Genomic DNA, 25,925 nt, shown 5'->3' with positions numbered 1-25,925 from the left:
TGAAAAAATGCTGGATTTTAAGGCTATAAAATGTTTCGTGATCTGTGTTCAGACAGGATCCTTCAGCAAGGCTGCAGAAGAGCTGTTTACCACCCAGTCCAGTGTAAGCAAGATAATCAAGACAATGGAAACAGAATTGGGGTATGCGCTGTTTGAGCGGCAGTCAAAGGGGATCAGGGTGACCCCGGAGGGTGAGGGGATTTATCCCTACGCTGTGGCGGCGCTGGAAAATATCGAAAAAATGCAGCCTCACGAAACGGGAGAATACAAAAAAACGCTGTCCGTTTCCTGCAATCCCAGCTCCTGGTTTGCTGATGTATTTGTACAGTTTTACAGCATCCATAAAGCGGAAAAGCTTCACTATCAGGTATATTCCGCAAGCAGCCGGGAGGTGGCGGAGCGGGTGCGGGAGCGCCGCGATGATGTGGGATTTGCCTATGTAATGAAGAACCAGTCGGCAGCATTTCAGTATTATCTTTCCAGAAATTATCTGGAGTTTGACGTGCTGAAGGAAACCGGGATCAGGGCGTATCCCGGGGCTCAGTATGCTGGAAAAACGGACGGATCGGGCTGTATCAGCCTTAAGGATTTAAAATTGATACAGCGTTTTCCGGATGAATTTTCGGCGGATAATTACTGGAATCTTACGGACAAAAACGGGAATTCCGTATCGGATGCAGATATGGTGATTGCCACAAACAGCGACTATATCATGGAGCGGATCCTGGAGATCAGTGATCTTGTAAATATCAGCGGCAGTTATCTGTCAGGGGAGCCGTGGAAAAAGACATCCCGCGGGAAAGAACTGGCAGAAACAGATGCCAGGGTACAGTTTGGATGTATCCGCAGAAAGGGTGAAGCTTTGTCCAAAGCGGCGGCGGAATTCGTGGATTTTCTCGTATTAAATCTTCAAAAATCATAAAAAAACAGTATGGTATTCCATGTTGAAATGGCGATACATGCGAAATGTGAATGGTGCAATATCCCCCGGTGGGGCTTGCTGCACCATTTTTTTATTGTTAAAATTTTTGCATAGTAAACAATTGAAATCTGCCTGACAGATTTTGGATAAGGAGCATTTATAATGGGGAAATATGTGATAAAAAGGCTGATACAGCTAATCCCTATTTTGATAGGAATCACGTTTTTGTCCTTCGCAATGATGAGACTGGCGGGAGGAGATGCGGTTACGTATATGTATGAAAATGCGGGAACGGCAGTTTCCCAGGAAATCATAGATGAGGCAAAGGCGGAATATGGTCTGGATAAGCCATTTTTGGTCCAGTATGCAAGCTGGTTTGCCGGAATGCTGAAGGGGGATATGGGAGAAAGCTATGTTTCCCATAAAGATGTCTTTGAGACATTTGTTTCAAAGCTTCCGGCAACCTTGCTTCTCACCTTTTCATCCATTATGCTGACCGTTATCATTGCCATACCTCTGGGAATCGTGTCCGCGATCAGGCATAACCGATGGGTGGATTACCTGATACGTTTTTTGAGCTTTATCGGCAATTCCATGCCGAATTTTTTCGCAGCGCTTGTACTGATGTATTTCTTTTCCATCAGGCTGGGATGGCTCCCGGTAATTACCTCTGACAATACGGCGGTCAGTCTGATCCTGCCCACCTTGACCCTGGCAATCTCCATGGCATCCAAGTACACCAGACAGGTAAGGGCAACCGTTCTGGAAGAACTGAATAAGGACTATGTCACTGGCGCAAGGGCAAGAGGAGTGCGGGGAAAGGTGATCATCTGGAAAAGCGTTATGAAGTCCTCCATGCTTACCATTATTACCCTGCTGGCGCTTTCAATCGGCAGCCTGCTTGGCGGTACAGCCATTGTGGAAAATATTTTTATGTGGGATGGAGTGGGAAAAATGGCAGTAGATGCCATAAACATGCGTGATTATCCCATCATTCAGGCTTATGTGGTCTGGATGGCAATTATTTACGTTATGGTAAATCTGGTGACGGACATTCTTTATCACTATTTAGACCCCCGTGTGCGTCTGGGAGGTAATGAAGCATGAGTGTGGAAAAACAGATCACGGTTCGCGAACAGAAAATCAAAAAGAACCATTTGAAGGCAAAGCTGGTATTTTTCCTGATACTGGCAGCCGGTCTTTTGCTGACTGCGGTTTTTGCCAGATATCTGTGCCCTTACGATCCTTATGAACAGAATTTGCTGGATGCGCAAAAGCCTCCAAGTATGCTTCATCCTTTTGGCACGGACCGCTACGGGCGGGATATGCTGTCCCGTGTTTTGATCGGAAGTACCACAAGTATTTTTGCAACCCTTGTCCTGGTGGCTGTCATTACAGTGGTTGGAACTGCGGTTGGAATTATCTGCGGATGGCGCGGTGGTAAAGCGGATGCGGTTTTGATGCGTATTTCTGATGTGTTTCTTGCATTTCCCGGACTTGTATTTGCCCTTGCGGTGGCAGGAGTCCTTGGCGGAGGTGTACAGAATGCCATTATTGCGCTGGGAGCTATAAGCTGGCCGAAATTTGCACGCCTTGCCCGGGGCCTGACTCTGGCGCAGAAGGATTCCTCCTATATGATGGCAGCGAAACTGTCGGGAAGCGGTACGCCGAAGCTTCTTGTGAAGCACATTCTTCCCAATATAGCCGGGCCGATCCTTGTTACGGCAGTTCTGGATATCGGTACTATGATGATGGAACTGGCGGGACTTTCCTTTCTGGGACTTGGCGTGAAGCCGCCCATGGCTGAGTGGGGAAGCATGATCAGTGACGGGCGTGTGATGCTGCAGACAGCGCCCTGGATGGTGCTGGCTCCGGGCGGAGCGATCTTTGTGACCGTTATGATATTTAATCTGTTGGGCGATACTGTGAGGGATTATATGGATCCCAAGCAGAGAAATAAAAATAACTGAGTAAATTACAACAAAAGAAAGTTGAGGAATGAACATGAGAAAGAAAATTTTTGCGGCACTTCTGGCAGGAGCTTTGGCTGCTTCCATGTCAGTAACCCCTGCGTTTGCTGAGGGAGAAAAAACATTTGTATACGGTACTACCGGTTATGGCGTGGAGATGGGAGATGAGGGGCTGAATCCCCATAATAATTACTCCGGATGGAGCGCGATCCGTTACGGTGTAGGCGAAACCCTGTTTAAATACAATGACAATATGGAAATCGAGCCATGGCTGGCAACGGGTTATGAATTTGTGGATGATACTACCGTTAAGATCACCCTTCGAGATGGCGTTCAGTTTTCCAGCGGACGCACTATGGATGGAGAGGCTGTAAAGGAATGCCTGGACCATCTTCTTGCTGTACATGACCGTGCACCTGGCGATCTAAAGATCGATCATATCGATGCGGATGATATGACGATTACCATTTACACCACAGAGCCGTGTCCGGCAATTATAAACTACCTTGGTGATCCTTACGGAGCGATCATTGATATGGATTTCGGGACAGACGGAGTGGAGGGAGATTCCACAGGAACCGCAAATGTGGCTGGTACTGGCCCATACATTGCCGCCAAAGTTACGGATACACAGATCGACCTGGTAAAAAATGAGAATTACTGGGGTGGTGAGGTAAATGTAGACAAAGTAGTGGTAAAGACCTTCAGCGACGCAAGCTCTCTGGCAGCATCTCTCCAGACAGGAGATATCCAGGGTACATACGGTCTGTCTTATGACAGCTACGCATTGTTTGACGGAAATCCGGATTATACCATCAATTCCTGCGCTACAAGCAGATGCTTTTTCGGACAGTTTAATTACGATTCTGAGATCATGCAGGATGAAGCAGTGAGAAAAGCAATCACCATGGGTATTGATAAAGAAGGCTTTTGCAATGTTCTGATGGAAGGACGGGGACTTCCGGCAAAGGCAGCTTTCCCCAGCAGCTTCAGCTACGGAAATGAGGCGGTGACAGTTCCGGACTATGATCCGGAGGGTGCAAAGGCCATTCTGGAAGAGGCTGGATGGACGGACACCGATGGGGACGGATATGCGGATAAGGACGGACAGAAGCTTACTGTGCGCTGGCTGACCTATCCGGGCCGTCTGGAACAGCCGAAGCTTGCCGAGTATGCACAGGCTACCCTGAAAGAAATCGGCATTGAAGTGGATGTAAACTGCACACAGGACCATCTGAGCATTTTGGATACAGGCGCTTATGATGTGTATGTAAGCTCTCTGACAACAGCGCCGACAGGAGATCCGGAGTATTTCTTTACCACATGTGCTTTGGAAAGCTCTGCAAAAAACCGTTCCAATCATAAGATTGATGAAGTGGAAACCTTATACGGGCAGCTCCACCAGGAATTTGACAAGGAAAAACGAGGCGAGCTTGCAGTACAGATGCAGCAGGCGATGCTGGATGAGAGTGCGATCTTTTTTGTATCGCATCTGAATATGGGGATCGTGACAAAGGCAAATGTGACAGGAATGGCAGCACATCCCTGCGATTACTATGAAATCACGGCGGACCTGAATGTAAACTGAGAGAACTGAGCGTACAGGAGATTATAGATTATGGAACCATTGTTGCAGGTTGAGCACGTTACCATTTGTTATAATGGGAAGCCTGTTGTACAGGACATAAGCTTCGAACTGCAGCCAGGGGAGATCCTGGGTGTGGTGGGTGAGTCAGGCAGCGGCAAAAGCACCATAATTAAGGCGATCATGGGCCTTCTGGGAGGAGGCGGCATGGTTACCCGGGGCGATATCTATTATAAAGGCCAGAATGTGGTGGATATGCCGTCAAAAGAGCTGCGCAGGCTTCTGGGACCGGAAATCGGTATGGTATTTCAGGATTGTAAATCCGCTCTGTGCCCGATCCGTACCGTTGGCGCCCAGATTTATGAAGCCGTATCAGAGCATGAGAATATCACAAAAGAGGACGCCTATGGGCGGGCAGGTGCTTTGATGAAAAAAATCGGTCTGGATGATCATCAGAGGGTATTGGAAAGCTATCCCTTTGAATTATCCGGCGGTATGAATCAGCGTGTTGGTATCTGCATGGCTATGCTGATGAAGCCGGAGCTTCTCCTTGTCGATGAGCCGACCAGCGCTTTGGACGTGACGGTCCAGAGGCGGGTTATGGAAGAGATGAAGCTGATGCGCGGTGAATATGGAACAGCCATTATTTTAGTAACCCATAATATCGGCGTGGTAGGTGCTATGGCAGACAAGGTTCTGGTTCTCCATAATGGCAGCATGATGGATTATGGTCCCACGGACAGAGTGCTGAACCATTCAGAAAATGAATATACCAAAAAACTGATGGGGTCTGTACTGCGTTTACGGAGGGCTGGAAATGTCTGAGACAATATTGCAGGTTGAACATTTGAAAAAGGTATTTACCTCTGGCAAAAAAACAGTTACAGCCGTAGAAGATGTAAGCTTCACGGCAGAGCGGCGGGAATGCCTGGGCATTGTAGGGGAGTCCGGTTCCGGAAAAAGCACGGTTGCAAAAATGATCACCCGGCTTCTGGATACTACAGAAGGCAGGGTGACTCTACAGGGAGAAGATATCACCCATGCAAAGGGAAAGGACTTGCGGAAAGCTTACCGGAAAGTCCAGATGGTTTTCCAGATGCCTATGGAGTCCTTTGACCCGCGCCGCACCCTTGGGGATGGCATTGGAGAAAGCCTGAGAAATATGGGACTGCGTAAAAAGGAGACCAGAAAAAAAGTAGAAGAGCTGCTGGTAACCTGTGGGCTGACACCGGAGTTTGCAGACCGATACCCTCATGAAGTCAGCGGCGGTCAGTGCCAGAGAGCAGCCATTGCCAGAGCCTTGGCTGTGGATCCGGTGCTGCTGATCTGTGATGAGGCAACCAGTGCTTTGGATGTAACGGTCCAGATGCAGATCGTTCAGCTTTTGCGGAAGCTGCAGAAGGAAAGAGGACTATCCCTGCTCATGATCACCCACGATCTGGCTCTGGCACAGGAGTTATGCGACAGGATCCTGGTCATGTATCATGGCAGGATCATTGAGGAAGGGACTCCGGATGAAATTATCGGGAATCCCAAAGAAGAATATACGAAAAAGCTGATAGATTCTGTGGTTTAAGCAGAGCACCGGCAATCCTGACTATAGACGCAGGATAAGATCAGTGCAAGCTTAACTGGTTCTTTTTGGCGGCAGATGGAAAGCGCGCTCCGGAAAGCCTGTTCATAAAGATGATAGATTGATTCATAAAGGAGGAAACCAGATGAAAATCAAAAAAGTTACCAGTCTGCTGTGCGCAGCTGCCATGGCGGCTGTCCTGATGGCAGCACCTGCAGCCAGCGTTTATGCAGGGGCGGAGGACGCATCCGTTGTTGTGACTATGCCAACGACCTCAGAGCCGGAATCCGGTTTTGATCCGGCATTCGGATGGGGAGCGGGAGAGCATGTCCATGAGCCGCTCATCCAGAGTACACTGGTTCGTACTACAAAGGAACTGGGAATTGAAAACGATCTTGCGACCAGGTATTCCTGCAGCGATGACGGACTTACCTGGACGGTAAAGATCCGTGACGATGTGAAATTCACGGACGGAGAGCCCCTGACAGCAGAGGATGTGGCATTCACTTACAATAACTGCCGTGACAACAGCTCTGTCAACGATTTTACTATGCTGAAGGAAGCGGTTGCGGTAGACGATACGACCGTGGAATTCCATATGAATGAGGCATATTCTATCTGGCCTTATACGATGGCTATCGTAGGCATTGTCCCGGAACATGCCTATGACGAGAATTACGGTCAGAATCCCATCGGCTCCGGCCGTTATATTATGAAGCAGTGGGATAAAGGCCAGCAGGCTATCTTTGAGGCAAATCCGGATTATTACGGAGAGGAGCCGAAGATCAAGAAGATGACTGTGCTTTTCATGGAAGAGGATGCAGCCCTTGCAGCAGCTATGGCAGGTCAGGTGGATGTGGCACATACTGCAGCTTCCTACAGCGACCAGGCAGTTGACGGATACAGTCTTTTCAGTGTGGAAACGGTAGATAACCGCGGATTTAACCTTCCGTGTGTTCCGCGTACAGAAAAAGACGGCATTGTATACGGAAATGATCTCACAGCAGATGTAAATGTCCGCCGCGCCATCAATCTTGCCATTGACCGCGATGAGATGATTGAAAACGTGCTGAATGGATACGGGACAAAGGCTTACAGTGTTTGTGATAAAATGCCCTGGTACAACGAAGACAGTGTGGTTGAATATGACCTGGATGCGGCAAAGGCTCTGATGGAAGAAGCAGGATGGACGGAAGGGGAAGACGGCATCCGTGAAAAAGACGGACAGAAGGCTGAGCTTACCTTGATGTTCTCCAACGGAGATTCCGTGCGCCAGGCGTTGGCAGAGGATACCTCCAATCAGCTAAAAGAGCTTGGAATCGATGTGACAACAGAGGGCGTAGGCTGGGATACCGCTTATGACCGTGCGCAGTCCGATGCTCTTGTATGGGGCTGGGGAGCGCATACGCCAATGGAGCTTTACAATATCTACCATACCATGAAGGATACGGGAAGTGCCGAATACTCCCCATATGCCAACGAAACGGTTGATCAATACATGGACGAGGCCCTGCAGAGCAGTGATCTGGAGGAATCCTATGAGCTCTGGAAAAAAGCCCAGTGGGATGGGACAACAGGCCTTACGCAGGAAGGCGATATCCCCTGGATCTGGCTGTGCAACATTGACCACCTCTATTTTGTAAAGGACGGTCTGAAGATTGCGGACCAGAAGCTTCATCCCCACGGACACGGCTGGTCGATCGTAAACAATGTAGACCAGTGGGATTGGGAGTAAAAAGGAAAAACAATGAAGAGTACACTCATATACACAGGAAAAAAACTTATCCGGATGATGTTGCTCTTATTTGCAGTAAGTATTCTTACTTTTGCCCTGGTATCCGCCTCCCCCATTGACCCTTTACAGGCCAATGTGGGGCAGGCTGCCCTGGGCAGTATGAGCGAAGCACAGAAGGAAAAACTGCGTTCCTACTGGGGCGTGGATGAACCTCCTGTACAGCGGTATCTGAACTGGGCAAAGGATTTTATAAAGGGAGATATGGGAAGCTCCCTCTTATACCGCCAGCCGGTGTCAAAAGTAATAGCTGTAAAATTGGCCAACTCTTTGTTTCTTATGGGGTTGGCCTGGGTTATTTCAGGACTTTTGGGATTTGTGCTGGGAGTGATCGCTGGTGTTTTCAAGGGAAAGGCAGCGGATAAGGTGATCAAAGGCTATTCCCTGGTGATCGCCAGTACGCCGTCCTTCTGGCTTGCCCTTATTCTGCTGATCGTGTTCGGCGTGTGGCTGAAGATCCTGCCAATTGGCTTAAGCGTTCCCATCGGAGTGGAGGCAAGCGGTGTGACATTTCTGGACAGGGTACGCCACGCCATCCTTCCGGCAGTGACCTTAAGCATTACCGGGATTTCCAGCATTACTCTGCATACAAGGGAAAAAATGATCGACATTATGGAAAGCGACTATGTGCTTTTCGCCAGAGCAAGAGGGGAAAGCCTGTGGAGCATTATCCGAAACCACGGATTACGCAATGTGCTGCTTCCGGCTATGACATTGCAGTTTGCCTCCATAAGCGAGATCATCGGCGGCTCAGTTCTGGTAGAGCAGGTATTTTCCTATCCGGGTCTGGGACAGGCAACCGTAGCAGCAGGGACAGGCAGCGATGTGCCTCTCCTCATGGGGATCACGTTGATTACTGCGGCGATGGTATTTCTGGGAAATCTGGCAGCAAATGTCCTCTACGGCGCGGTAGACCCAAGAATCTGGAAAGGGGGACAAAGGCCATGAAAAGAAAAAGGAACCAGCGCCAAAAGGCAAGAATGATCCTGATAATTGCAGTTGTTTTTCTGGCAGGAGTGGCAATTGCAGGAAGGCTTTGCCATGATGCTTCCATGGTAACGGATTTTTCCAGAAAGAATCTGTCCCCAAGCCTGAAATATCCCTTTGGCACAGACTGGCTGGGAAGGAACATGTTCTACCGGACCCTTACCGGACTGTCCACCAGCATTCTCATTGGCATTCTGGCGGCAGGTGTCAGTGCTGTGGTGGCGCTTATTTTAGGAATCTGCGCCGCAACCCTGGGAAAACGGGCAGATTCAGCCATCACCTTTCTGATCGACACCGTAATGGGAATTCCCCATATCCTTCTGTTGATCCTTATTTCCTTTGCCATGGGAAAAGGAATGAAGGGTGTGATCACAGGCGTTGCCCTTACCCACTGGACATCCCTTGCAAGGCTGATCCGGGGAGAGGTTCTGCAGCTTCGGGAAAGCGAATACATCCAGATCACCTATAAACTTGGGCACAGCAGCCTGGAAGTGGCGAAGAAACATATGCTGCCTCACCTTCTGCCGCAGTTCCTTGTGGGTCTGGTGCTTTTGTTTCCCCACGCCATTCTCCATGAATCCAGCATCACCTTTCTGGGCTTCGGACTTTCCTCCGAACAGCCTGCCATCGGTGTGATCCTCTCCGAGAGCATGAGATATCTCATTATGGGGAAATGGTGGCTTGCAGTATTCCCGGGGATCATGCTGGTGCTGACAGTGATCCTCTTCGACCAGGCAGGAACCTCCCTGCGGAGGATCCTGGATCCCAACAGCGTACATGAATAGAAAATACCAAAGAACGGAGCCGCACCCTATAACCCAAAGCTGCAGGCCGGAAAGGATGAAATATGAGCTGTACAAACAAAAAACACATATTAGAAATTGAGGATCTGTCCGTTTCCTTTTTACAATACGAAAACAACCGAAGCAGCCGGCAGATCCGCCTTCCGGTCATCTCCCGGCTGTCCGTGTCTGTCCACGAAGGTGAGATCGTAGCCATAGTAGGCTCCAGTGGCTCCGGAAAAAGCCTCCTGGCCCACGCAGTCCTGGACATTCTGCCCTACAATGCTGACATTTCCGGCAGCATCTACTTCCAGGGAGAACTGCTTACCCACAAAAAAATAGCCGCTCTCCGCGGAAAAGAAATTGCCCTGGTCCCCCAGAGCACCACCTACCTGGACCCGCTTATGCCAGTAGCCCGCCAGGTCCGCGGCAACAAAACCCCTGAAAATAAAAAAAGGCAGAAAACCCTTTTCCGCCGTTACAACCTTGGAGAGGATGTAGACAAAAAATACCCATTTGAGTGCTCCGGCGGCATGACCCGCCGCATCCTCCTAACCTCCGCCCTAATGGGCAACCCCAAACTCATCATAGCCGATGAACCCACCCCCGGCCTGGACCTGCCCCTGGCAAAAAAATCTATGGAAGATTTCCGAGCCTTCGCCGATGAAGGAAACGGCGTCCTCCTCATCACCCACGACATCGAACTATCCCTTGCCGTAGCCGACCGGATCGCCGTCTTCTACGCCGGAACCACCGTAGAAGAAGCCCCCGTATCCGACTTCTCCTCCGAAGAAACCCTACGCCACCCCTACACCAAAGCCCTATGGCGAGCCCTCCCCCAAAACGGCTTCCACCCCCTACCAGGAGTACAACCCTACGTAAAAAACATGCCCCAAGGCTGCCCCTTCTCCCCCCGCTGCCCCCACCAAACCCAAGCCTGCCAAAACCAAATCCCCATGCGCCGCGTAGGCTGCGGAACCGTCCGCTGCACCCTCTACCCGCCCAAATAACCGCCCCACTCCCTTCCGCCAACAAGGTTCCACTCTCAAGCGGGCCAACAGGGGGAGCGCGAGGGGGCATTCGGCCTTCGCTCTCCGAGATTGCCCCCTCGCAAATTCCCCTTTTGATAAAAGAAAAAAAGAAAAAAGGAGATTCCCCATGCTTCTACAAGCCCAAACCCTAACCTTTTCCTACAAAAATACTCCAACCATCTTTTCAAACCTAACCTTTTCTATAGAAAACCACGAACGCGTCGCCATCACCGCCCCCAGCGGCACCGGCAAAACCACCCTCTGCAAAATCCTCGCAGGCTACCTCCGCCCCCAATCCGGCGAGATCCTTCTTGACGGCTCCCCTCTTCCCAAGAGGGGATATTGTCCCGTCCAAATGATCTGGCAGCACCCCGAACGCGCCGTAAACCCCCGTCTCCGCCTCCGGGACACCCTCGCAGACGGCCTGGACGTGGACGATCGCATCATCCACGACCTGGGAATAGAAAAAGACTGGCTAACCCGCTACCCCCAAGAACTCTCCGGCGGTGAACTCCAACGCTTCTGCATCGCCCGCGCGCTGGGCAAAGCCACAAAATTCCTCATCGCCGATGAGATCAGCACTATGCTTGACCCCATCACCCAAAGCCAGATCTGGACCTTCCTTCTAAAAGAAGTAGAAAGACGAGAAATCGGTCTTATCATCGTCTCTCACAGCGAACCGCTCCTAACCCGAATCGCCCAGAGACAAATCCGCCTTTAATATTACCCTTTAGCCACTCCCCATTACAGTGCCTCAGACAGAATCACGCTCCGGGGCACTGTAAAAATCCTTCACAAAATGAATAAACTGCTTGACATGAGGCTTCAAAATCCGATTCTTATTATAAACAATATAAAAAGTGCGCCCCTGCGTATCCCCATCTAAAGGAAACAAAAGAATCTGCCGTGAATCCGCCAGATCCCGCGCCGAGCGGTAGGACAGCACAGAGATCCCTACCCCTTTCACAATCGATTTGCGAATCGCTTCCAAATCATTCATACGCGCCACGATCCGCAGCGACGAAGCAGAAATTCCATGTTCCTCCAAATACCGGTCAATCTCCTTTTTGGTGCCTGAACCCTTTTCACGCATAATAAACGGCTCCTCCAAAAAATCACGAAAACACGCCCCCTGTTCCTGATACCGGAGAAAATGCTCATTCACCGGAGTCGCGATCACAAGCCTGTCATGGCAAAACGGAACAAAGCAGCATTCCTCCTCCTGTGAGCAATTCCCCACCAGACTCAGATCCACACTCCCATCAAGCACCCTGGCAATGGCTCCCTGGCTGTCAGACTGCCAGGAATGAAAATACACATTGGGAACCTGATGACCAAAAGCGCTGAGAATCTCCGGAAGAATATAGGAGGACGGAATGGTAGACACTCCCAGATCGATGATTTTTTTATCCTGCCCCGTAAACTCCTCAATAAGGCTGTTCCTCATATTCAGCATATTCACCGCACAGTCATAAAGCTGATATCCCCGCCTGGTGACAGTCAGCTTTTTTGTCGTACGGATGATCAGTTTCGAATTCAGCTCCTGCTCCAGCGAACGGATATGGGCGCTGACAGTAGGCTGTGTGAGAAAAAGATGCCTGGCAGCCTCAGAAAAACTGTTATATTCCACCACTGCCACAAAAGCCTCCAGTTGTTTAAACTCCATAAAGCATGCGCTTCCTTTCTTTGGATTTGTCAAATGCCCTTTCCAAGTATTTTTCTAAGGGCATCCACCGCCGCATCCACCTCATCCGTCGTATTCTCCGGTCCAAAGGAAAAACGGATCGTCCCTGCCGGATATGTAAGCAGCGTCTTGTGCGCATTAGGCGCACAGTGAAGCCCCACTCTCGTCATAATGCCGAAGGAATCATCAAGCTGCCATGCCGCATCTGCCATATCCATTCCCGGTGTCTGGATGGAAACCACAGCATTCCGGTCCGCCAGATCCTTTTTGCCAATGATCTTAACATATTTCTCCTTCTCATCCATCTCCAGCAGCCTTTCCAGAAAATATCCCGTAAGCTCCAATTCCTTCTTTAAAATTGCTTCCATAGAATTTTCCTGCAGATAAAGAAGTGCAGCATGAAGCCCGAAAATCCCGGGAAGGTTTGGCGTTCCTGCTTCAAAACGGTCCGGAAGAAAGGCGGGAACCTCCTCCGTGTGGGAAATGCTTCCCGTACCTCCTGAGATCAGAGGCTCCATCTGCTCTGCCAGCTCATCGGTAACAAGAAATCCTCCTGTCCCCTGAGGCCCCCGAAGTCCTTTATGTCCCGTAAAAGCCAGCCCGTCAATGTGAAGGGCTTCCATATCAATGGGAACGCTTCCCGCTGTCTGTGCGGCATCCACAATGAAAAAAAGATGATGTCGGCGGCAGATTTCCCCAAGCTCCCTAAGGGGCATTCTGGTTCCGCATACATTGGATGCGTGGAGGGTGACAATGGCTTTGGTACGGGGCGTGATAAGCCCTTCCACAGCCTCCACCACCATGGAACCGTCACTCCTGCAGGGAATCCGGTCAAAGGACACTCCCTCTGCCGCAAGCTGCACAAGTGGCCGCATTACGGCATTATGCTCCATGGAGGACACCAGTACGTGATCCCCGGGCTTTAAAAAGCCTTTAAGGATCATATTCAGGCTGGTGGTCACGTTGCCTGTAAGAATCACGTTTTTGCTCCTGTTAAAATGAAAAAGTCCACAGAGAAGCTCCCTCGTTTCCAGCACAACCTCCTCTGCAGAGTAGGCGCTTTCATAACAGCCCCGGTTGATGTTGGCACCCACCTGGGTAAGGTACTGCACCATGGCATCCGCCACTCCCGGAGCTTTGGGATAGGAGGTGCTTGCCTGATCAAAATAAATCTTATTCATAGAACAATCCTGCCTTGTTTTGTTAATAATAGTTACTGTATCACAATTTATTGAAAATATCTATAAATATATAAAAATTATTTCGATAATTGATTGGAATAAAAATCCTGCCAATGTTATCATAAAATAAGATATTGATTGAGGAGGGAATAAGAAAATGAAAGACAAGCAAATGAAAAAAGAGACAACCGTGATCATCGGCGCTGGTATTCTGATCGGAATCATCGCAGTTGCACTGGTGTATTTCGGAAATCCTGCAAACATGGGCTTTTGTATCGCCTGCTTTTTAAGGGATACCTCAGGAGCATTGGGATTCCACCAGGCAGCAGCCGTGCAGTACATACGTCCTGAGATTGTGGGACTGGTTCTGGGAGCCTGCATCCTCTCCCTTGTAAATAAGGAATTTAAGCCAAGAGGAGGCTCTGCACCTGTCACACGTTTTATCATCGCCATCTTTGTTATGATCGGCTGCCTCATGTTTTTAGGCTGCCCGTTCCGTATGATCCTTCGTCTGGCAGGGGGAGATTTCAACGCCCTGTTTGGAATCATTGGATTTGTGGCAGGAATTTTACTGGGAGTTGTTTTCCTGAAAAAAGGCTACACGCTGAAACGCTCTTATAAAATGCAGCCAGTGGAGGGCGGCCTGTTCCCGGTGGTTGAAGTCGTAATCCTTGTGCTTTTGATCGCAGCTCCGGCATTTATCCATTTTACAGAGCCGGAAGGCGGTCCTGGTGCAAAACACGCAGCTATTGCCATCTCTCTTGTGGCTGGACTGATCGTAGGCGCACTGGCTCAGAAAACCCGCCTCTGTATGGTTGGCGGCATCCGTGATGCAGTGCTGTTCAGAGAGTGGAAGCTTCTCTGCGGATTTCTTGCAATCGTTGTGGCAGCTTTTGTATGCAATATGGTTCTGGGATATTTTAATCCTGGCTTTGCAGGTCAGCCGGTTGCCCATACGGACGGTCTGTGGAATGCCCTTGGCATGGCGCTGGCAGGCTTCGGATGTGTTCTTTTAGGCGGCTGTCCGCTGCGTCAGCTTGTTCTGGCAGGAGAGGGAAACACGGACTCTGCTGTTACCGTATTCGGACTTATGGTGGGAGCAGCCATTGCCCATAATTTCGGTCTGGCATCCTCCGGTGAAGGACCTACCGCAAACGGAAAGATTGCCGTTGTGATCGGAATCGTAGTACTGGCAGTGATCGGCACCATAAATTCCATGCGTAAGAATAGTTAAAAAAGCATCAGCCTGAGGGCTGGTGCCGTGAAAGGAGACAAGATAAAATGAAAACAGTAGATGCAAGAGGACTTTCCTGTCCGGAGCCTGTAATTATGACAAAAAATGCGCTGGCATCTAAGGAGAGCAGCTACACTATCCTGGTGGATAACGTGACGGCAAGAGAAAATGTAACCCGCTTTGCCACTCATCAGGGCTACGATGTGAGCTGGAAGGAGGACGGGGAGGATTTCGTTCTGACCGTGAAAAAATAATGGAAGAGTATGTTGCCACTTTCTTTTCACACTATGGGGCAATGACCTTCAAAAAGAAATGTGACAGAGAGGGTTATCCTGCAAAGATCATGCCAGTGCCCAGAAATTTAAGCTCCTCCTGTGGAACCTGTGTCCGCTTTACAGGAGAAATGCAAAAAGCCCTGGACTGGAAAACGGAGGAGCTGGAGCAGCTTGCCCGCCGGACTCCGGAGGGAGAGTATGAGACTCTGTGGCATGAATAGTCATCCTCCGTAGATCTCTTTTGCATCCAGTCCGGCTGCCAGAGTCAGGTAGTACACGGCATCGGATGCAACACCCACCACATTTTCTTCGTGCATAAAATCCGTAATATTGGAATCAAACAGCATGTTTGCCTGGGCGGAAAATTCTTCATCCTCATCCCAGAAAAGAACCGCGATGTTCAGAAAAGGGAAGACCGGGATGACATAGCCCACGTCCCCCTGGGGCATGGAAGTTCCGTCCAGGCGTTCGCATGCTTCTGTCATTTCTTTTACATGTCCTGAAAAGGTTTTCACAAGCTTCAGGATAATGGTATTCTGGTAAGCTTTTTCAAAAGGATAAACACGTTTTACTTCCCGGAAAGGTACCAGCTTGCCTGATGGGAAGGGCTGGGGGAGGGAATAGTGAAACATATTGTAAATGGTCATGGACGTATTAAAACCAGGCCGTTGTCCCTTCAAAGCCCCTTCATTTTCATAGGTTATGACACCTGTTTTTCTGTCCAGGCGGAGAACCTGGGAAAAATAAGTCACATAAAGCGCTTCTTTATCTGCATCAAGATGAAACCGACGGATCAATTCCTCATGATCCATTTCAAGAAATTTCTTTCGCCATGTTTCAATTACCTTATCATAATTGGACTGCCGTTCTTTCATCATAGTTTTCCTCCTTGTAAAAACAGCCGTTTTCATAGATGATTATGAAACAACAGGCGCTTTCATATCAGCATTACTACTGCATCATAGATCACCACAAACACCATTGCGGGGAGCATATTTCCCACCCGGAATCTTTTTCCGAATGCCAGATTTACGCCCACGCAGAAGATCAGCATATTCCCCACAAAAGACAGATCACCGATGATCTGCTGGGTCAGAACAGGCTCCAGAGCCTTTGCAAACAGGGTGATGCTGCCCTGCCAGATCCCCACAGGAATGGCGGAAAACAGCGCTCCTTTGCCATAGGTGGAGGCAAATACCACCACGATCACGCCGTCCAGTATCGCTTTGGCATAAAGCATGGACGCATCGCCTGTCATGCCATCCTGCAAAGCGCCCACGATCGCCATGGCACCGATGCAGATGGTAAGGGAGGTTGCCACAAAGCCCTCCACAAATTGATTGTCGTCCTTTCCGCCGAAGCGCGCCTTCATCCATTCACCGAAGGCTTCCATTTTGCTTTCCAGATCGATCCATTCTCCAATCAGAGAGCCCGCAACCAGAGAAAATATCATCAGCATAGTCCCGGTGGTGCTTAAGGAACCGTCCTCGATCACAAACATTCCCTTCAGTGCCCCGGAAACTCCGATAAAAATGGTGCAAAGCCCCAGCGCCTGCATCAGGATTTCCTGATATCTCTCCTTCAACCCTCTTTTCAAAAACAGCCCCAGGCTGCCGCCCAGCAGCACAGCCAGTACATTTACAATTGTTCCGGTACCTCTCATGTTGTCTCCTATTCAAATTTAATCTTGGTTTTCAGAGGAATATGATAAAATTTTTTAAAGCGCTTTTCCCATGTCTTATCCACCGGGATAGTAGTCCAGTAATATTCCGAATAGGGGAGCATGGGCAGCGTAATTTCCGTTTCGCCTGCAGCAACGGAGGTCTCGATAATTTCCTGACGTAATCTATTAACCTGTCCGATATTCTTAAACATTTTTACATAGCATACGCTCAGCACGATGGTGACGAAGACCAGAACCAGTGCCGGGAAATACAGGTCTGTTTTTAATTGTTTTGCCAGATAACCTGTGATCTTCAGCAGGACCAGTACCTGAAAAACGTATGAGATATAAAAACAGCGGGGACCGATAGGATTGGCCGCTACCAGAGGAGCGGAAACAAATGCTGCACATAAATACAGGATACAAACAGAGTATTTCTCATTCCCCTCTATGCAAAACCAGATACAAAGCAGTACATTAGCAAAAAACAGCAAAGACAGAAAAGCTTCGACCAGATTATTTATATTCTCGTTTCCTGTAAATACCCATGCAGGATAAATTTTGTGGAAAACGCTGTACACAGAGTATCCGCACATGACCAGCAGCATTTCCATTGACAGCAGGCTGCGCATATTTTTTCTGGCAATGAGGTAAATCAGTACGCCTGCCAGAAGTACATTTAAAATCCAGTTATTCAGGAATAAATGATCGGATATTTCGGTGTAAAACTGTCTGATCATGGAACCGATGGAAAGACTGATTCTTTTATACCCCTCTGTGTCAGTGGCGGCGCGCCGATATGCCGCATTGGAAAACATAATGAGAGCTCCTACAGCACTGGAAAGGAAATAGATAAGAGGTAAAAGGCTTATTTTCTTAGTCTTTATCCAAATAAACAGTACGAGCCAGGCGGCATACAGAACTACAAAAACCGTTATGTGCTCACTGAAAAGCTGAACACTGATACCGAGGATCACTGCCATAGCAACCTGAAATTTGCTGAACTGCGGCAGCCCGTGGGAATAGATTGGTTCCGTCCAGTTATAGTAGATCAAAAACAGAATAACAGGAGGAACAAAATTTACAAAGGCAGCGGGCCAGCCATAGCTTTGTGCGAATAAGGTCCTGGGAACAGAAAGCAGCAAAAAAGCTGCGAACACCATAAAAAACACGTCCGATGCAGGCGAAGGTGAAGTTGCAGCGCTGCCGTTTTCATCAATACGTGCAGGGAGTATACTCCGATTTATGAGATAAAAGAGCCAGAGGCTGCAGCCGGATAAGATCAGCGCTTTTGCCCACACGCTCCTGGTAATGATCAATGCAAGAATATTTCCAAGATATCTTCCATTGTAGTTCCGGAATCCGTTTTTCATTAATTCAATCCGCTCATCAAGTCCCCACTGCCACTCATCATGACAATAGGGTGCCTGGTAAGCAAGATAGAAAAAAACACAGAAAAAAAGAAAATAAATGATAATTCGTTTATAGTCTCTTTTAGTATTCATAATTTCCTCCCGAATAACAAACTTGAGATATAAAGCTTATAGCCATTCCTATTATACAAAGAAAAAGCTAGTCAGGCAATGGATTTCTTTAAATGGTAAATTCACTGGTTGCATATATTTGAAATGCGGATATAATAGAGGGAGCAGAAAGAATGCCCTTGAAAAATAAAGATGGAGCGAGGAAAGAGAACAGGATGAAAAGAATAAGAAGAACAGTACTTGTTCTGATGTGCGCCATGCTGCTCACACTGCCGGTTACTGTGGCAGCAGCAGAAAATGGGAAAAGCACATCTGCAGGGACACAGACAGAAGTAAAGAAGCCTAAGAAAAGACAGGGCTGGTACAGGCTGAAAAGCGGTAAGAAAAGATACTTTGAAAATGATAAATATGTACGTGGACTGAAAAAAATCGGTAAAAGAACATATTATTTCAACACAAAAGGAATTATGCAGACCGGTGCCGTAAGAATTAAAAGGACTACCTGGTATTTTAATGACCGAGGGGTCTTGGAAGGAAAAAAGGTCGGATCAAAGTACTATGATGCCAACGGGAAGGTCATGAAGAAACAAAAGGCTCAGGATTTTCAGGCATTACAAAACGCAAGGCAGGTTGTGGTCGAGATTACTACAAGTAGGATGAGCAAAAGTGAAAAGCTGAAAAAATGTTTTGATTGGGTAATTCGGAAGCCTTATATAACAAGGCGGGTGTTCACCAATTCCAAAGGCTGGCCGGCGGTCTATGCAAATGACCATTTTGAACTGGGAGGCGGAGACTGCATGGCGGATGCGTCCGCATTTGCATATATGGCAAAGGCTCTTGGATATAAAAAGGTTTATGTCTGCGCGGATGGAAGAGGGAACTCTGCTCATTCCTGGGCAGAGATCAACGGGCTGGTATACGACCCTCTGTTTGCTGAGGCAAAGAGTTATTCCGGAAATTACGGAGTCCAATATGGCGTTTACAAACTCAGCCCGGTCCTGCATGTTAAACTATAAGGGATAAAGTTCCGGCTACGATCATGATCAGCCCGGCCCATGCTTTTTTGGTAAGCTTTTCGTGGAAAACAATATAGGAAAAAGCAATGGTCACCAGAATGCTCAGCTTATCAATAGGCACGACCACACTGGCGGGGCCGGTCTGCAGAGCGCGGTAATAGCACAGCCAGGAAGCCCCGGTGGAAAAACCGGACAAAGTGAGAAAGAGCCAGCTTTTTTGGTCTATATTTTTGATGGTGTTTTGCTTCCCTGTAATAAAAACAACAACCCACGCCATAATGAGGACCACAACGGTACGGATCGCTGTCCCCAGGTTGGATTCCACACCTTCAATGCCTATTTTTCCAAGAATTGAGGTAAGGCTTGCAAATAAAGCACTGCCGAAAGCATACAGCAGCCAGGCGCTGCCAGACGTGCGCTTCCCCGTCCGGGAGGCGTTTTTCTGTTCCGGCTTTGGAGCGGATTCCGGTTTCTTTTGGATCATCAGCCAGGTACCTGCGCCGATCAGCACCATGGCAGACGCCTTGACCACAGTCAGGCTTTCATGGAGAAAAAGAAAGGCAAGGAGCATGGTGAGGATCGTGCTGGATTTGTCAATGGGTGTCACCTTATTTACATCTCCAAGCTGCAGGGCGCGGAAATAACACAGCCAGGAAGCTCCGGTAGCCAGACCGGAAAGGATGAGAAAAACCAGCGTCCTGCCCGAAACGGAGGAAATGCTGTCAAAGCTTCCGGTGAGAAACACCATGATCCAGGAAAAAATCAGTACCACAATGGTGCGCAGCGCCGTAGCTACATTGGAATCCGTATTTTTGATCCCGCATTTTGCCAGAACCGCTGTCAGTCCGGCAAAGAGCGCAGAGCCAAAGGCAAATAAGATCCACATAGAAACACCTCCTTATACTTCTTTTATTGATAAATTATATCACTAAATAGAAATAATAAAAGACTTTGAAGGGATGTTTTATAAGGCATTGATTTTTTTAGAAAAATTGCATATAATAAAAAAGTAACAGTGGGTGTATCTCAGCCCTAAAATGAGAAAGTTATGGAGTGAGCTTCTCTTGGCTCGAAATCAAGAAAGTTACAGGTGAGTGTTTCGCCGCTCGAAGTGCGACTGTAACAGGAGGGGCAGGGCGACTTGCCCCTGTTGTTTTATAGGGGAGAAAAAAGTGAATCATATCAAATTTTATCAGGTATCACCGAGCTATGTGGATTATTTGGTTCCATATGCACCACATTTGTTTCATAATAAGCAAATAGGGCAGCAAAACGAGAGGAAATATATTGGAATCTTGCTTCATATTAATGATATGGATTATTTTGCACCATTATCTTCTTTTAAAGATAAGCATAAAAAAATGAAGGAAGGTTTGGACTTCATTAAGATTAAGAATTATGCTGTGATCAATTTGAACAATATGTTTCCGGTACCAAAGGACCAATATTTCTATGTAGACATCTCTAAAGAGAAAAATCCAAAGTACAAATCACTTCTTCTGGCAGAATATCGCTATATTAAATCCATCCAGGACAAAATCCGAAAAAATGCAGCAAGTCTTTACCAGCTAAAGGTAAAGGGGAAAACGTCGCCTTTGACGAAGCGTTGTAATGATTTTTTGAAGCTTGAAGAGCTTTGCAGGGAATATATAAGATAACTGGTATATGTTATCAAATCTTACAAAACTGTAAGCTTACCTCGCGAAATTGTAAGCCAAGTCGATGGCAGCCCTCTTTTTCTTCTTTTATACTTATGGTATAACATAAAAGTAAGAAAAGAGGAGAGATAACATGTCATTACTGGAAGTAAGCAACTTAAAAAAGATATATAGTACCCGCTTCGGGGGCAATAAGGTAGAGGCGCTGCGCAACGTAACCTTTACTGTGGAAAAAGGGGAATTCGTAGCCATCATGGGAGAGAGCGGGTCAGGAAAAACAACTCTTTTAAATATCCTGGCAGCCCTGGACCGCCCCACATCCGGGGAGGTGCTTCTGGAGGGGAAAAGCATCGTCCATTTAAGTGAAAAGGAGATATCCGCATTCCGGAGGAAAAACCTTGGCTTTGTGTTCCAGGATTTCAACCTGCTGGATACCTTCAGCCTGCGTGATAACATTTATCTTCCCCTGGTGCTGGCAGGAGAGGATTACCGGGAAATGGCACAGAAGATACGTCCTGTGGCGCAGGCACTTCACATTACAGAACTTCTGGAAAAATATCCTTACGAGGTATCCGGCGGACAGAAGCAGCGTGCCGCAGTTGCCCGCGCACTGATCACCCAGCCACGGATCGTGCTGGCAGACGAGCCGACCGGTGCATTGGATTCAAAAGCAGCGTCAGCCCTTCTGGATATGTTCGGGGAGATCAACGAAAGCGGACAGACTATCCTTATGGTAACCCATTCCACCCAGGCTGCATGCCACGCCTCCCGCGTTATGTTTATCAAAGACGGAGAAGTATTCCACCAGATTTACAGGGGAAGCAAATCACGCCAGGAAATGTACCAGATGATTTCCGATACCCTTACGATATTGATGACAGGTGGTGAGAAACATGCGTAACGGACTTTTCGTACGGCTTGCCGTGACAAACATACGGAAAAATAAAAGCACCTATATTCCTTACATGCTGACCTGTATTTTTGATATCGCCATGTTTTACATGATGCTGTTTATTAACCAGAATGCAGGAATGGATGCGATCCCCCATAGCGGAGATGTGGTAACCATTACAGGGATGGGCATAGGAGTGATCGGGATTTTCTCCTTCATTTTCCTGATGTACAGCAACAGCTTTCTCATGAAGCGCAGACAGAAGGAACTGGGGCTTTACAACATTCTCGGAATGGAAAAAAGCCACATCAGCAGGATGATGTTCCTGGAAACCCTGTTCAGCTCGCTGATCAGCTTTACGGGTGGAATCCTTTTGGGAATCCTGGGAAGCAAGCTGGCTCTTCTGTTTCTGCTGAAGCTGATCCACGTACCTGCCCAGTTTGGCTTTGAGGTAGAGCCAGAGACAATTTCTCTCTGCGCAGGCTTTTATGGAGTGGTATTTTTCGTAATTCTTCTGAACAATCTGAGAAGAGTACAGTTCGCCCAGCCAATTGAGCTTTTGCGAGGCGGAAATGCAGGCGAGAGAGAGCCAAAGGCAAAATGGCTCATGGCGCTCATCGGATTTATCTGTCTTGGAAGCGGATATTATATCGCCATTACGACGGAATCACCTTTAAGCGCCCTGCCTATGTTTTTCCTGGCAGTGCTTCTGGTCATGGCGGGAACCTATCTGGTGTTTACCGCAGGAAGCATCGTGATCCTGAAAATGATGCGCTGGAAAAAGAGCTTTTACTACAAAACAAAGAATTTTACAAGCGTTTCCGGCATGATCTACCGTATGAAGCAGAATGCAGTGGGACTTGCAAGTATCTGTATTCTGAGTACGGGTGTCCTTCTGATGATATCAACCACCGTCTGCCTGAATTCTGGAGTGGATGATATTATGGAGAACCGGTATTGCAGGGATGTGATGATGGATTTCAAGGGGATTACCCGGGAAGAGGGGGAGGCTATCCGCGCGAAAATGCAGGAGGAGATGGAAAAAGCCGGTATTCCCTATGAAAATGTGCAGACAGGAATGGAGCTGTCCGTAGCCTGTGCATACGATGGAAGCAGAGCTGTTTTCCGCCAGGAAGAATCACTGATGGAAGCGATGGATGTGGGCTACCTGAATATTGTTCCACTGTCTGAATATGAAATGCAGGTGGGAGAGAGCGTAAGCCTGTCACCGGGAGAAGTGATCGCGTGGAAAGAAGCCGGAGAAAAGAACGACAGCATTACGGTCAATGACACCGTTTATTCCGTAAAGGAATGGTCAGACAACCTGAATTATGAGGAAACCATATCCGTGGTGGGTGCCGGCAAGAACATCACCATCGTAGTGACAGATGAGGACTATGAGCAGCTTTATGAGGAGAATAAGAAAGTCTATGGCAAATATGCCAGTGAGCTGAAGCTGGACTACAATGTGGATATCTCCGGTTCAAAGGAGGATGAAGTAAAGTTTGGAAATCAGGTAACAGCAATTGCCGGCAGTTTGATGGAAAGCGGAATAGCTTCCGAAAAGGCATGGCTGAACTGGGGCACCCGTCAGGAAGGATACAGCAGCTTTTATACCATGTTCGGCGGTCTGTTCTTCCTGGGGATTTTCCTGGGAGCCCTGTTTTTGATGGGTGCAGCCATGATAATTTATTACAAGCAGGTTTCGGAAGGATATGAGGACAAGGAAAGATTTGAAATCATGCAGAAGGTGGGAATGAGCCATAAAGAAGTAAAATCCTCTATCCACAGGCAGATCGTGATGGTATTTTTCGCACCGCTCCTTGTGGCAGGGCTGCATATTACAATGGCGTTTCCTATGGTAAAACGTCTGCTGCTTCTGTTCAGCATGAACAACAGCGCTCTTTTTGCAGGCTGCACGGCAGTGACCATTGGAATTTTTGCAGTGGTGTACGGCATTATCTATGGCCTTACCGCAAAATCATACTACAGGATCGTGGAGAGAAAATCATAAAATCCGGTTGAACTTCATGGTTTACAGTGCTACAATAGTTACTGTTCACTCCGTTCACAGCAACTACGCTCCGCGGGATGCACAGAAATCGCATAAATGCGATTTCGCGCCTGCAATTCTCGGGTTTTATGTGACCTTTGCTCACATAAAAAACCTCGCGGGATATCCTGAGTGAACAGTAACTTATAATACTATAGCCTGGATGGTTCTGAAAGGAACCTTCCAGGCTGTATGTACGTTATGAAGGAGGAAACTTTTCATGAAAAGCGAAAGCTTCCGAAAAGGATTAAAAGACGGAATCCCCATTGGGCTGGGCTACCTGGCTGTCTCTTTTACTTTTGGAATGATGGCGGTCCAGGGGGGCTTAAGCATCTGGCAGGCAGTTTTGATCTCCCTTACCAACCTGACATCCGCAGGACAGTTTGCGGGACTTGATATTATCCTGGCAGGCGGTTCCTACTGGGAAATGGCTCTGACACAGCTTATCATCAATCTCCGGTACAGCCTGATGTCGTTTTCCTTATCGCAGAAAATGCGCCGGGATGAACCGTGGGCGCACCGCTACGCGGTGGCATTCGGCGTAACCGATGAAATATTCGGTATCAGCGCCAGCCAGCCGGGTAAGGTCAGTGCTTTTTATAATTACGGGGCCATGTGCGTGGCAATACCGGGATGGACCTTCGGAACCCTGCTGGGGGCTATCTCAGGAAGCCTGCTTCCTGATTTTATCATGAGCGCATTGAGCGTGGCGATCTACGGAATGTTCCTTGCCATTATCATTCCGCCTGCGAAAACGAACCGTGCCGTTCTGGGCGTTGTTGCGGCAGCTATGGCGGTGAGCAGCCTGTTTGCCGTTGTTCCGGTGCTGAATAAAGTATCTTCTGGTTTTGTGATCATCATTACCACCCTTCTGGTGGCAGGACTGGCGGCTTATTTCTGCCCGGTAAAGGAAGAAGAGACAAAGGAGGAAACCGCCCATGAAGCCTGATATTTATATGTACGTGCTGGTGATGGCGGCAGTTACATATCTGATCCGTATGCTCCCTTTGGCTCTTGCGAAAAAGGAGATCACCAGCCCGTTTATCAAATCGTTTTTATATTATGTTCCTTATGCGTGTCTGGCTGCCATGACGTTTCCCGCCATTCTATCTGCGACAGCCAGTGTTATATCTGCCGCTGTGGGATTTGCAGTGGCGCTCATCGCTGCCTACAGGGAAAAGAGTCTCCTCACCGTGGCATTGATGGCGTGCGGCGCTGTGTTTATCGTGGAAAGGATTTTGGAGGTGCTTCCCCTTTAGGACGGGGAGGCACTATTTTTCGCCTAAAAAGGACAGATCGATCTCCCCGTCAAAAACTGTGGTGGCAGGTCCTGTCATGTAGACCAGATTGTCGTTTCGGTCCCAGAAGATTTCCAGGTCACCGCCTAAGAGCTTTACTGTTACAGGAGTATCCCCGTCCACATGTCCGTTCAGGATAGATGCCACAGCCACGGCACATGCTCCGGTACCGCAGGCAAGAGTTTCTCCGGAGCCTCGCTCCCATACCCGCATCTGCAGGGTGTGTCGGTCGATCACTTTCACAAATTCTGTATTTACCCGGTCCGGAAAGCATACATGGGATTCAAAAGCAGGACCGATTTTTTCAATTTCCAGACTGTCTACATCATCCATATAGACGATGGCATGGGGATTTCCCATGGATACAGCGGTAAAATGATAGGTAGTACCGTTTACCTCAATGGGTGCGTCCAGAACTTCCTCCGTTTCCGCTACTACCGGAATCTGGGATGCAGTGAGCATAGGAGAACCCATATTCACTTTGACGGTGGAGACCTTGCCGTTTTTTACTGTCAGGTCCAGGTACTTGATGCCGCTTTTGGTGTCAACGCTGATGCTGGTTTTGTTCACAATGCCGTAATCGTAGGCGTATTTTGCAACACAGCGGATTCCGTTTCCGCACATGGCTCCCTGGGAGCCGTCCAGATTGTACATATCCATCTCACAGTCTGCGGCTTCGGATGGCTTGATCAGGATCAGTCCATCTGAGCCAATGCCAAAGTGACGGTCACTGACAAACTTCGCCACAGCAGACGGGTCCTTTACCGTTTCCTCAAAGCAGTTTACATATACATAATCGTTTCCGATGCCGTGCATTTTCGTAAATTTCATTATAAAATCCTCCT

27 protein-coding genes are annotated in these 25,925 nt (G+C 48.3%); 20 read left to right on the top strand and 7 right to left on the bottom strand.

Going from position 1 to position 25,925, the window contains the following annotated elements; genetic code table 11:
• The first annotated feature begins 7 nt into the window (after positions 1-7).
• From ACESZH_RS00805 to ACESZH_RS00755, 11 genes are all read left to right on the top strand, one after another.
• The gene (locus ACESZH_RS00805) at positions 8-922 is read left to right on the top strand and encodes a LysR family transcriptional regulator (protein WP_373215385.1); all 915 of its coding nucleotides are present in this window, start codon (positions 8-10) and stop codon (positions 920-922) included.
• A 162-nt stretch (positions 923-1,084) separates the two neighbouring features.
• Positions 1,085-2,029: a nickel ABC transporter permease gene (nikB, locus tag ACESZH_RS00800; protein ID WP_373215382.1), complete on the top strand. Its 945-nt coding sequence runs from the start codon at positions 1,085-1,087 to the stop codon at positions 2,027-2,029.
• A complete protein-coding gene (gene nikC, locus ACESZH_RS00795) occupies positions 2,026-2,892 on the top strand; it encodes a nickel transporter permease (RefSeq protein ID WP_373215381.1) in 867 nt (288 codons plus the stop codon). The genes nikB and nikC overlap by 4 nt, the downstream gene beginning before the upstream one ends.
• 34 nt (positions 2,893-2,926) lie before the next feature.
• The gene (locus tag ACESZH_RS00790; protein WP_373215380.1) at positions 2,927-4,480 is read left to right on the top strand and encodes an ABC transporter substrate-binding protein; all 1,554 of its coding nucleotides are present in this window, start codon (positions 2,927-2,929) and stop codon (positions 4,478-4,480) included.
• 30 nt (positions 4,481-4,510) lie between these two features.
• Positions 4,511-5,302, top strand: coding sequence for an ABC transporter ATP-binding protein (locus tag ACESZH_RS00785; RefSeq protein WP_373215378.1), 792 nt, complete (start codon positions 4,511-4,513; stop codon positions 5,300-5,302).
• Positions 5,295-6,053, top strand: coding sequence for an ABC transporter ATP-binding protein (locus tag ACESZH_RS00780; protein ID WP_373215376.1), 759 nt, complete (start codon positions 5,295-5,297; stop codon positions 6,051-6,053). Before ACESZH_RS00785 ends, ACESZH_RS00780 begins: the two co-directional genes overlap by 8 nt.
• Positions 6,054-6,195: 142 nt before the next feature.
• Positions 6,196-7,785, top strand: coding sequence for an ABC transporter substrate-binding protein (locus tag ACESZH_RS00775; RefSeq protein ID WP_373215374.1), 1,590 nt, complete (start codon positions 6,196-6,198; stop codon positions 7,783-7,785).
• A 12-nt stretch (positions 7,786-7,797) separates the two neighbouring features.
• On the top strand, positions 7,798-8,790 hold the full coding sequence (locus ACESZH_RS00770) for an ABC transporter permease (protein WP_373215372.1): 993 nt from the start codon (positions 7,798-7,800) through the stop codon (positions 8,788-8,790).
• Positions 8,787-9,614 (top strand): ABC transporter permease, encoded by an 828-nt coding sequence (locus ACESZH_RS00765; protein WP_373215370.1) that lies wholly within the window; start codon positions 8,787-8,789, stop codon positions 9,612-9,614. Before ACESZH_RS00770 ends, ACESZH_RS00765 begins: the two co-directional genes overlap by 4 nt.
• A gap of 62 nt (positions 9,615-9,676) precedes the next feature.
• A complete protein-coding gene (locus ACESZH_RS00760) occupies positions 9,677-10,621 on the top strand; it encodes an ABC transporter ATP-binding protein (protein ID WP_373219834.1) in 945 nt (314 codons plus the stop codon).
• Between the two features lie 148 nt (positions 10,622-10,769).
• Positions 10,770-11,363: an ABC transporter ATP-binding protein gene (locus ACESZH_RS00755; RefSeq protein WP_373216127.1), complete on the top strand. Its 594-nt coding sequence runs from the start codon at positions 10,770-10,772 to the stop codon at positions 11,361-11,363.
• A 33-nt stretch (positions 11,364-11,396) separates the two neighbouring features.
• Here ACESZH_RS00755 and ACESZH_RS00750 read toward each other — a convergent pair whose 3' ends face one another.
• Together ACESZH_RS00750 and ACESZH_RS00745 are read right to left on the bottom strand one after the other, a co-directional pair.
• Positions 11,397-12,308, bottom strand: a complete 912-nt coding sequence (locus ACESZH_RS00750; RefSeq protein ID WP_373216126.1) for a selenium metabolism-associated LysR family transcriptional regulator — start codon at positions 12,306-12,308, stop codon at positions 11,397-11,399.
• Between the two features lie 29 nt (positions 12,309-12,337).
• On the bottom strand, positions 12,338-13,507 hold the full coding sequence (locus tag ACESZH_RS00745) for an aminotransferase class V-fold PLP-dependent enzyme (protein WP_373216125.1): 1,170 nt from the start codon (positions 13,505-13,507) through the stop codon (positions 12,338-12,340).
• A 157-nt stretch (positions 13,508-13,664) separates the two neighbouring features.
• Between ACESZH_RS00745 and yedE the strand changes: the two genes are divergently transcribed.
• From yedE to ACESZH_RS00730, 3 genes are read left to right on the top strand one after another with little or no spacing between them, the layout of a single operon-like run.
• Positions 13,665-14,741, top strand: coding sequence for a YedE family putative selenium transporter (gene yedE, locus ACESZH_RS00740; RefSeq protein WP_373216123.1), 1,077 nt, complete (start codon positions 13,665-13,667; stop codon positions 14,739-14,741).
• A 47-nt stretch (positions 14,742-14,788) separates the two neighbouring features.
• The gene (locus tag ACESZH_RS00735) at positions 14,789-14,995 is read left to right on the top strand and encodes a sulfurtransferase TusA family protein (RefSeq protein WP_373216121.1); all 207 of its coding nucleotides are present in this window, start codon (positions 14,789-14,791) and stop codon (positions 14,993-14,995) included.
• The gene (locus ACESZH_RS00730) at positions 14,995-15,237 is read left to right on the top strand and encodes a DUF3343 domain-containing protein (protein WP_373216119.1); all 243 of its coding nucleotides are present in this window, start codon (positions 14,995-14,997) and stop codon (positions 15,235-15,237) included. Before ACESZH_RS00735 ends, ACESZH_RS00730 begins: the two co-directional genes overlap by 1 nt.
• On the opposite strand, the gene ACESZH_RS00725 is transcribed toward ACESZH_RS00730, so the two are convergent.
• From ACESZH_RS00725 to ACESZH_RS00715, 3 genes are read right to left on the bottom strand one after another with little or no spacing between them, the layout of a single operon-like run.
• On the bottom strand, positions 15,238-15,894 hold the full coding sequence (locus ACESZH_RS00725; protein WP_373216118.1) for a DUF3786 domain-containing protein: 657 nt from the start codon (positions 15,892-15,894) through the stop codon (positions 15,238-15,240). It abuts the gene before it with no gap.
• Between the two features lie 59 nt (positions 15,895-15,953).
• Entirely contained in the window at positions 15,954-16,679 is a 726-nt protein-coding gene (locus ACESZH_RS00720; RefSeq protein WP_373216116.1) for a DUF554 domain-containing protein, read from the bottom strand.
• Positions 16,680-16,687: 8 nt separating this feature from the next.
• The gene (locus tag ACESZH_RS00715) at positions 16,688-18,184 is read right to left on the bottom strand and encodes a DUF6056 family protein (protein WP_373216115.1); all 1,497 of its coding nucleotides are present in this window, start codon (positions 18,182-18,184) and stop codon (positions 16,688-16,690) included.
• Between the two features lie 194 nt (positions 18,185-18,378).
• Here ACESZH_RS00715 and ACESZH_RS00710 point away from each other — a divergent pair, with 194 nt between their 5' ends.
• Entirely contained in the window at positions 18,379-19,179 is an 801-nt protein-coding gene (locus tag ACESZH_RS00710) for a transglutaminase domain-containing protein (protein ID WP_373216114.1), read from the top strand.
• On the opposite strand, the gene ACESZH_RS00705 is transcribed toward ACESZH_RS00710, so the two are convergent.
• A complete protein-coding gene (locus tag ACESZH_RS00705) occupies positions 19,169-20,065 on the bottom strand; it encodes an EamA family transporter (RefSeq protein ID WP_373216112.1) in 897 nt (298 codons plus the stop codon). The two genes, ACESZH_RS00710 and ACESZH_RS00705, sit on opposite strands and share 11 nt — an antisense overlap.
• A 286-nt stretch (positions 20,066-20,351) precedes the next feature.
• On the opposite strand from ACESZH_RS00705, the gene ACESZH_RS00700 reads away from it, so the two are divergent.
• The 5 genes from ACESZH_RS00700 (at position 20,352) to ACESZH_RS00680 (ending at position 25,041) form a co-directional block, all read left to right on the top strand.
• Positions 20,352-20,837, top strand: coding sequence for a type III toxin-antitoxin system ToxN/AbiQ family toxin (locus ACESZH_RS00700; RefSeq protein ID WP_373216110.1), 486 nt, complete (start codon positions 20,352-20,354; stop codon positions 20,835-20,837).
• 133 nt (positions 20,838-20,970) lie between these two features.
• A complete protein-coding gene (locus ACESZH_RS00695) occupies positions 20,971-21,738 on the top strand; it encodes an ABC transporter ATP-binding protein (RefSeq protein ID WP_373216108.1) in 768 nt (255 codons plus the stop codon).
• Positions 21,731-23,743 carry an FtsX-like permease family protein gene (locus tag ACESZH_RS00690; protein WP_373216106.1) on the top strand — a complete coding sequence of 671 codons (2,013 nt, stop codon included), beginning with the start codon at positions 21,731-21,733 and terminating at the stop codon, positions 23,741-23,743. Before ACESZH_RS00695 ends, ACESZH_RS00690 begins: the two co-directional genes overlap by 8 nt.
• Before the next feature lie 259 nt (positions 23,744-24,002).
• Positions 24,003-24,731: an AzlC family ABC transporter permease gene (locus tag ACESZH_RS00685; protein ID WP_373216104.1), complete on the top strand. Its 729-nt coding sequence runs from the start codon at positions 24,003-24,005 to the stop codon at positions 24,729-24,731.
• Entirely contained in the window at positions 24,721-25,041 is a 321-nt protein-coding gene (locus tag ACESZH_RS00680) for an AzlD domain-containing protein (protein WP_373216102.1), read from the top strand. The genes ACESZH_RS00685 and ACESZH_RS00680 overlap by 11 nt, the downstream gene beginning before the upstream one ends.
• Positions 25,042-25,053: 12 nt before the next feature.
• Here ACESZH_RS00680 and dapF read toward each other — a convergent pair whose 3' ends face one another.
• Positions 25,054-25,911: a diaminopimelate epimerase gene (gene dapF / locus ACESZH_RS00675; protein WP_373216100.1), complete on the bottom strand. Its 858-nt coding sequence runs from the start codon at positions 25,909-25,911 to the stop codon at positions 25,054-25,056.
• Positions 25,912-25,925: the final 14 nt, after the last annotated feature.

The sequence above is a fragment of the Ruminococcus sp. 5_1_39BFAA genome (assembly GCF_964240875.1).
In the GTDB taxonomy this organism is placed as follows: Bacteria; Bacillota; Clostridia; order Lachnospirales; family Lachnospiraceae; genus Blautia_A.
This window is presented reverse-complemented; position numbering and strand designations above follow the sequence as displayed.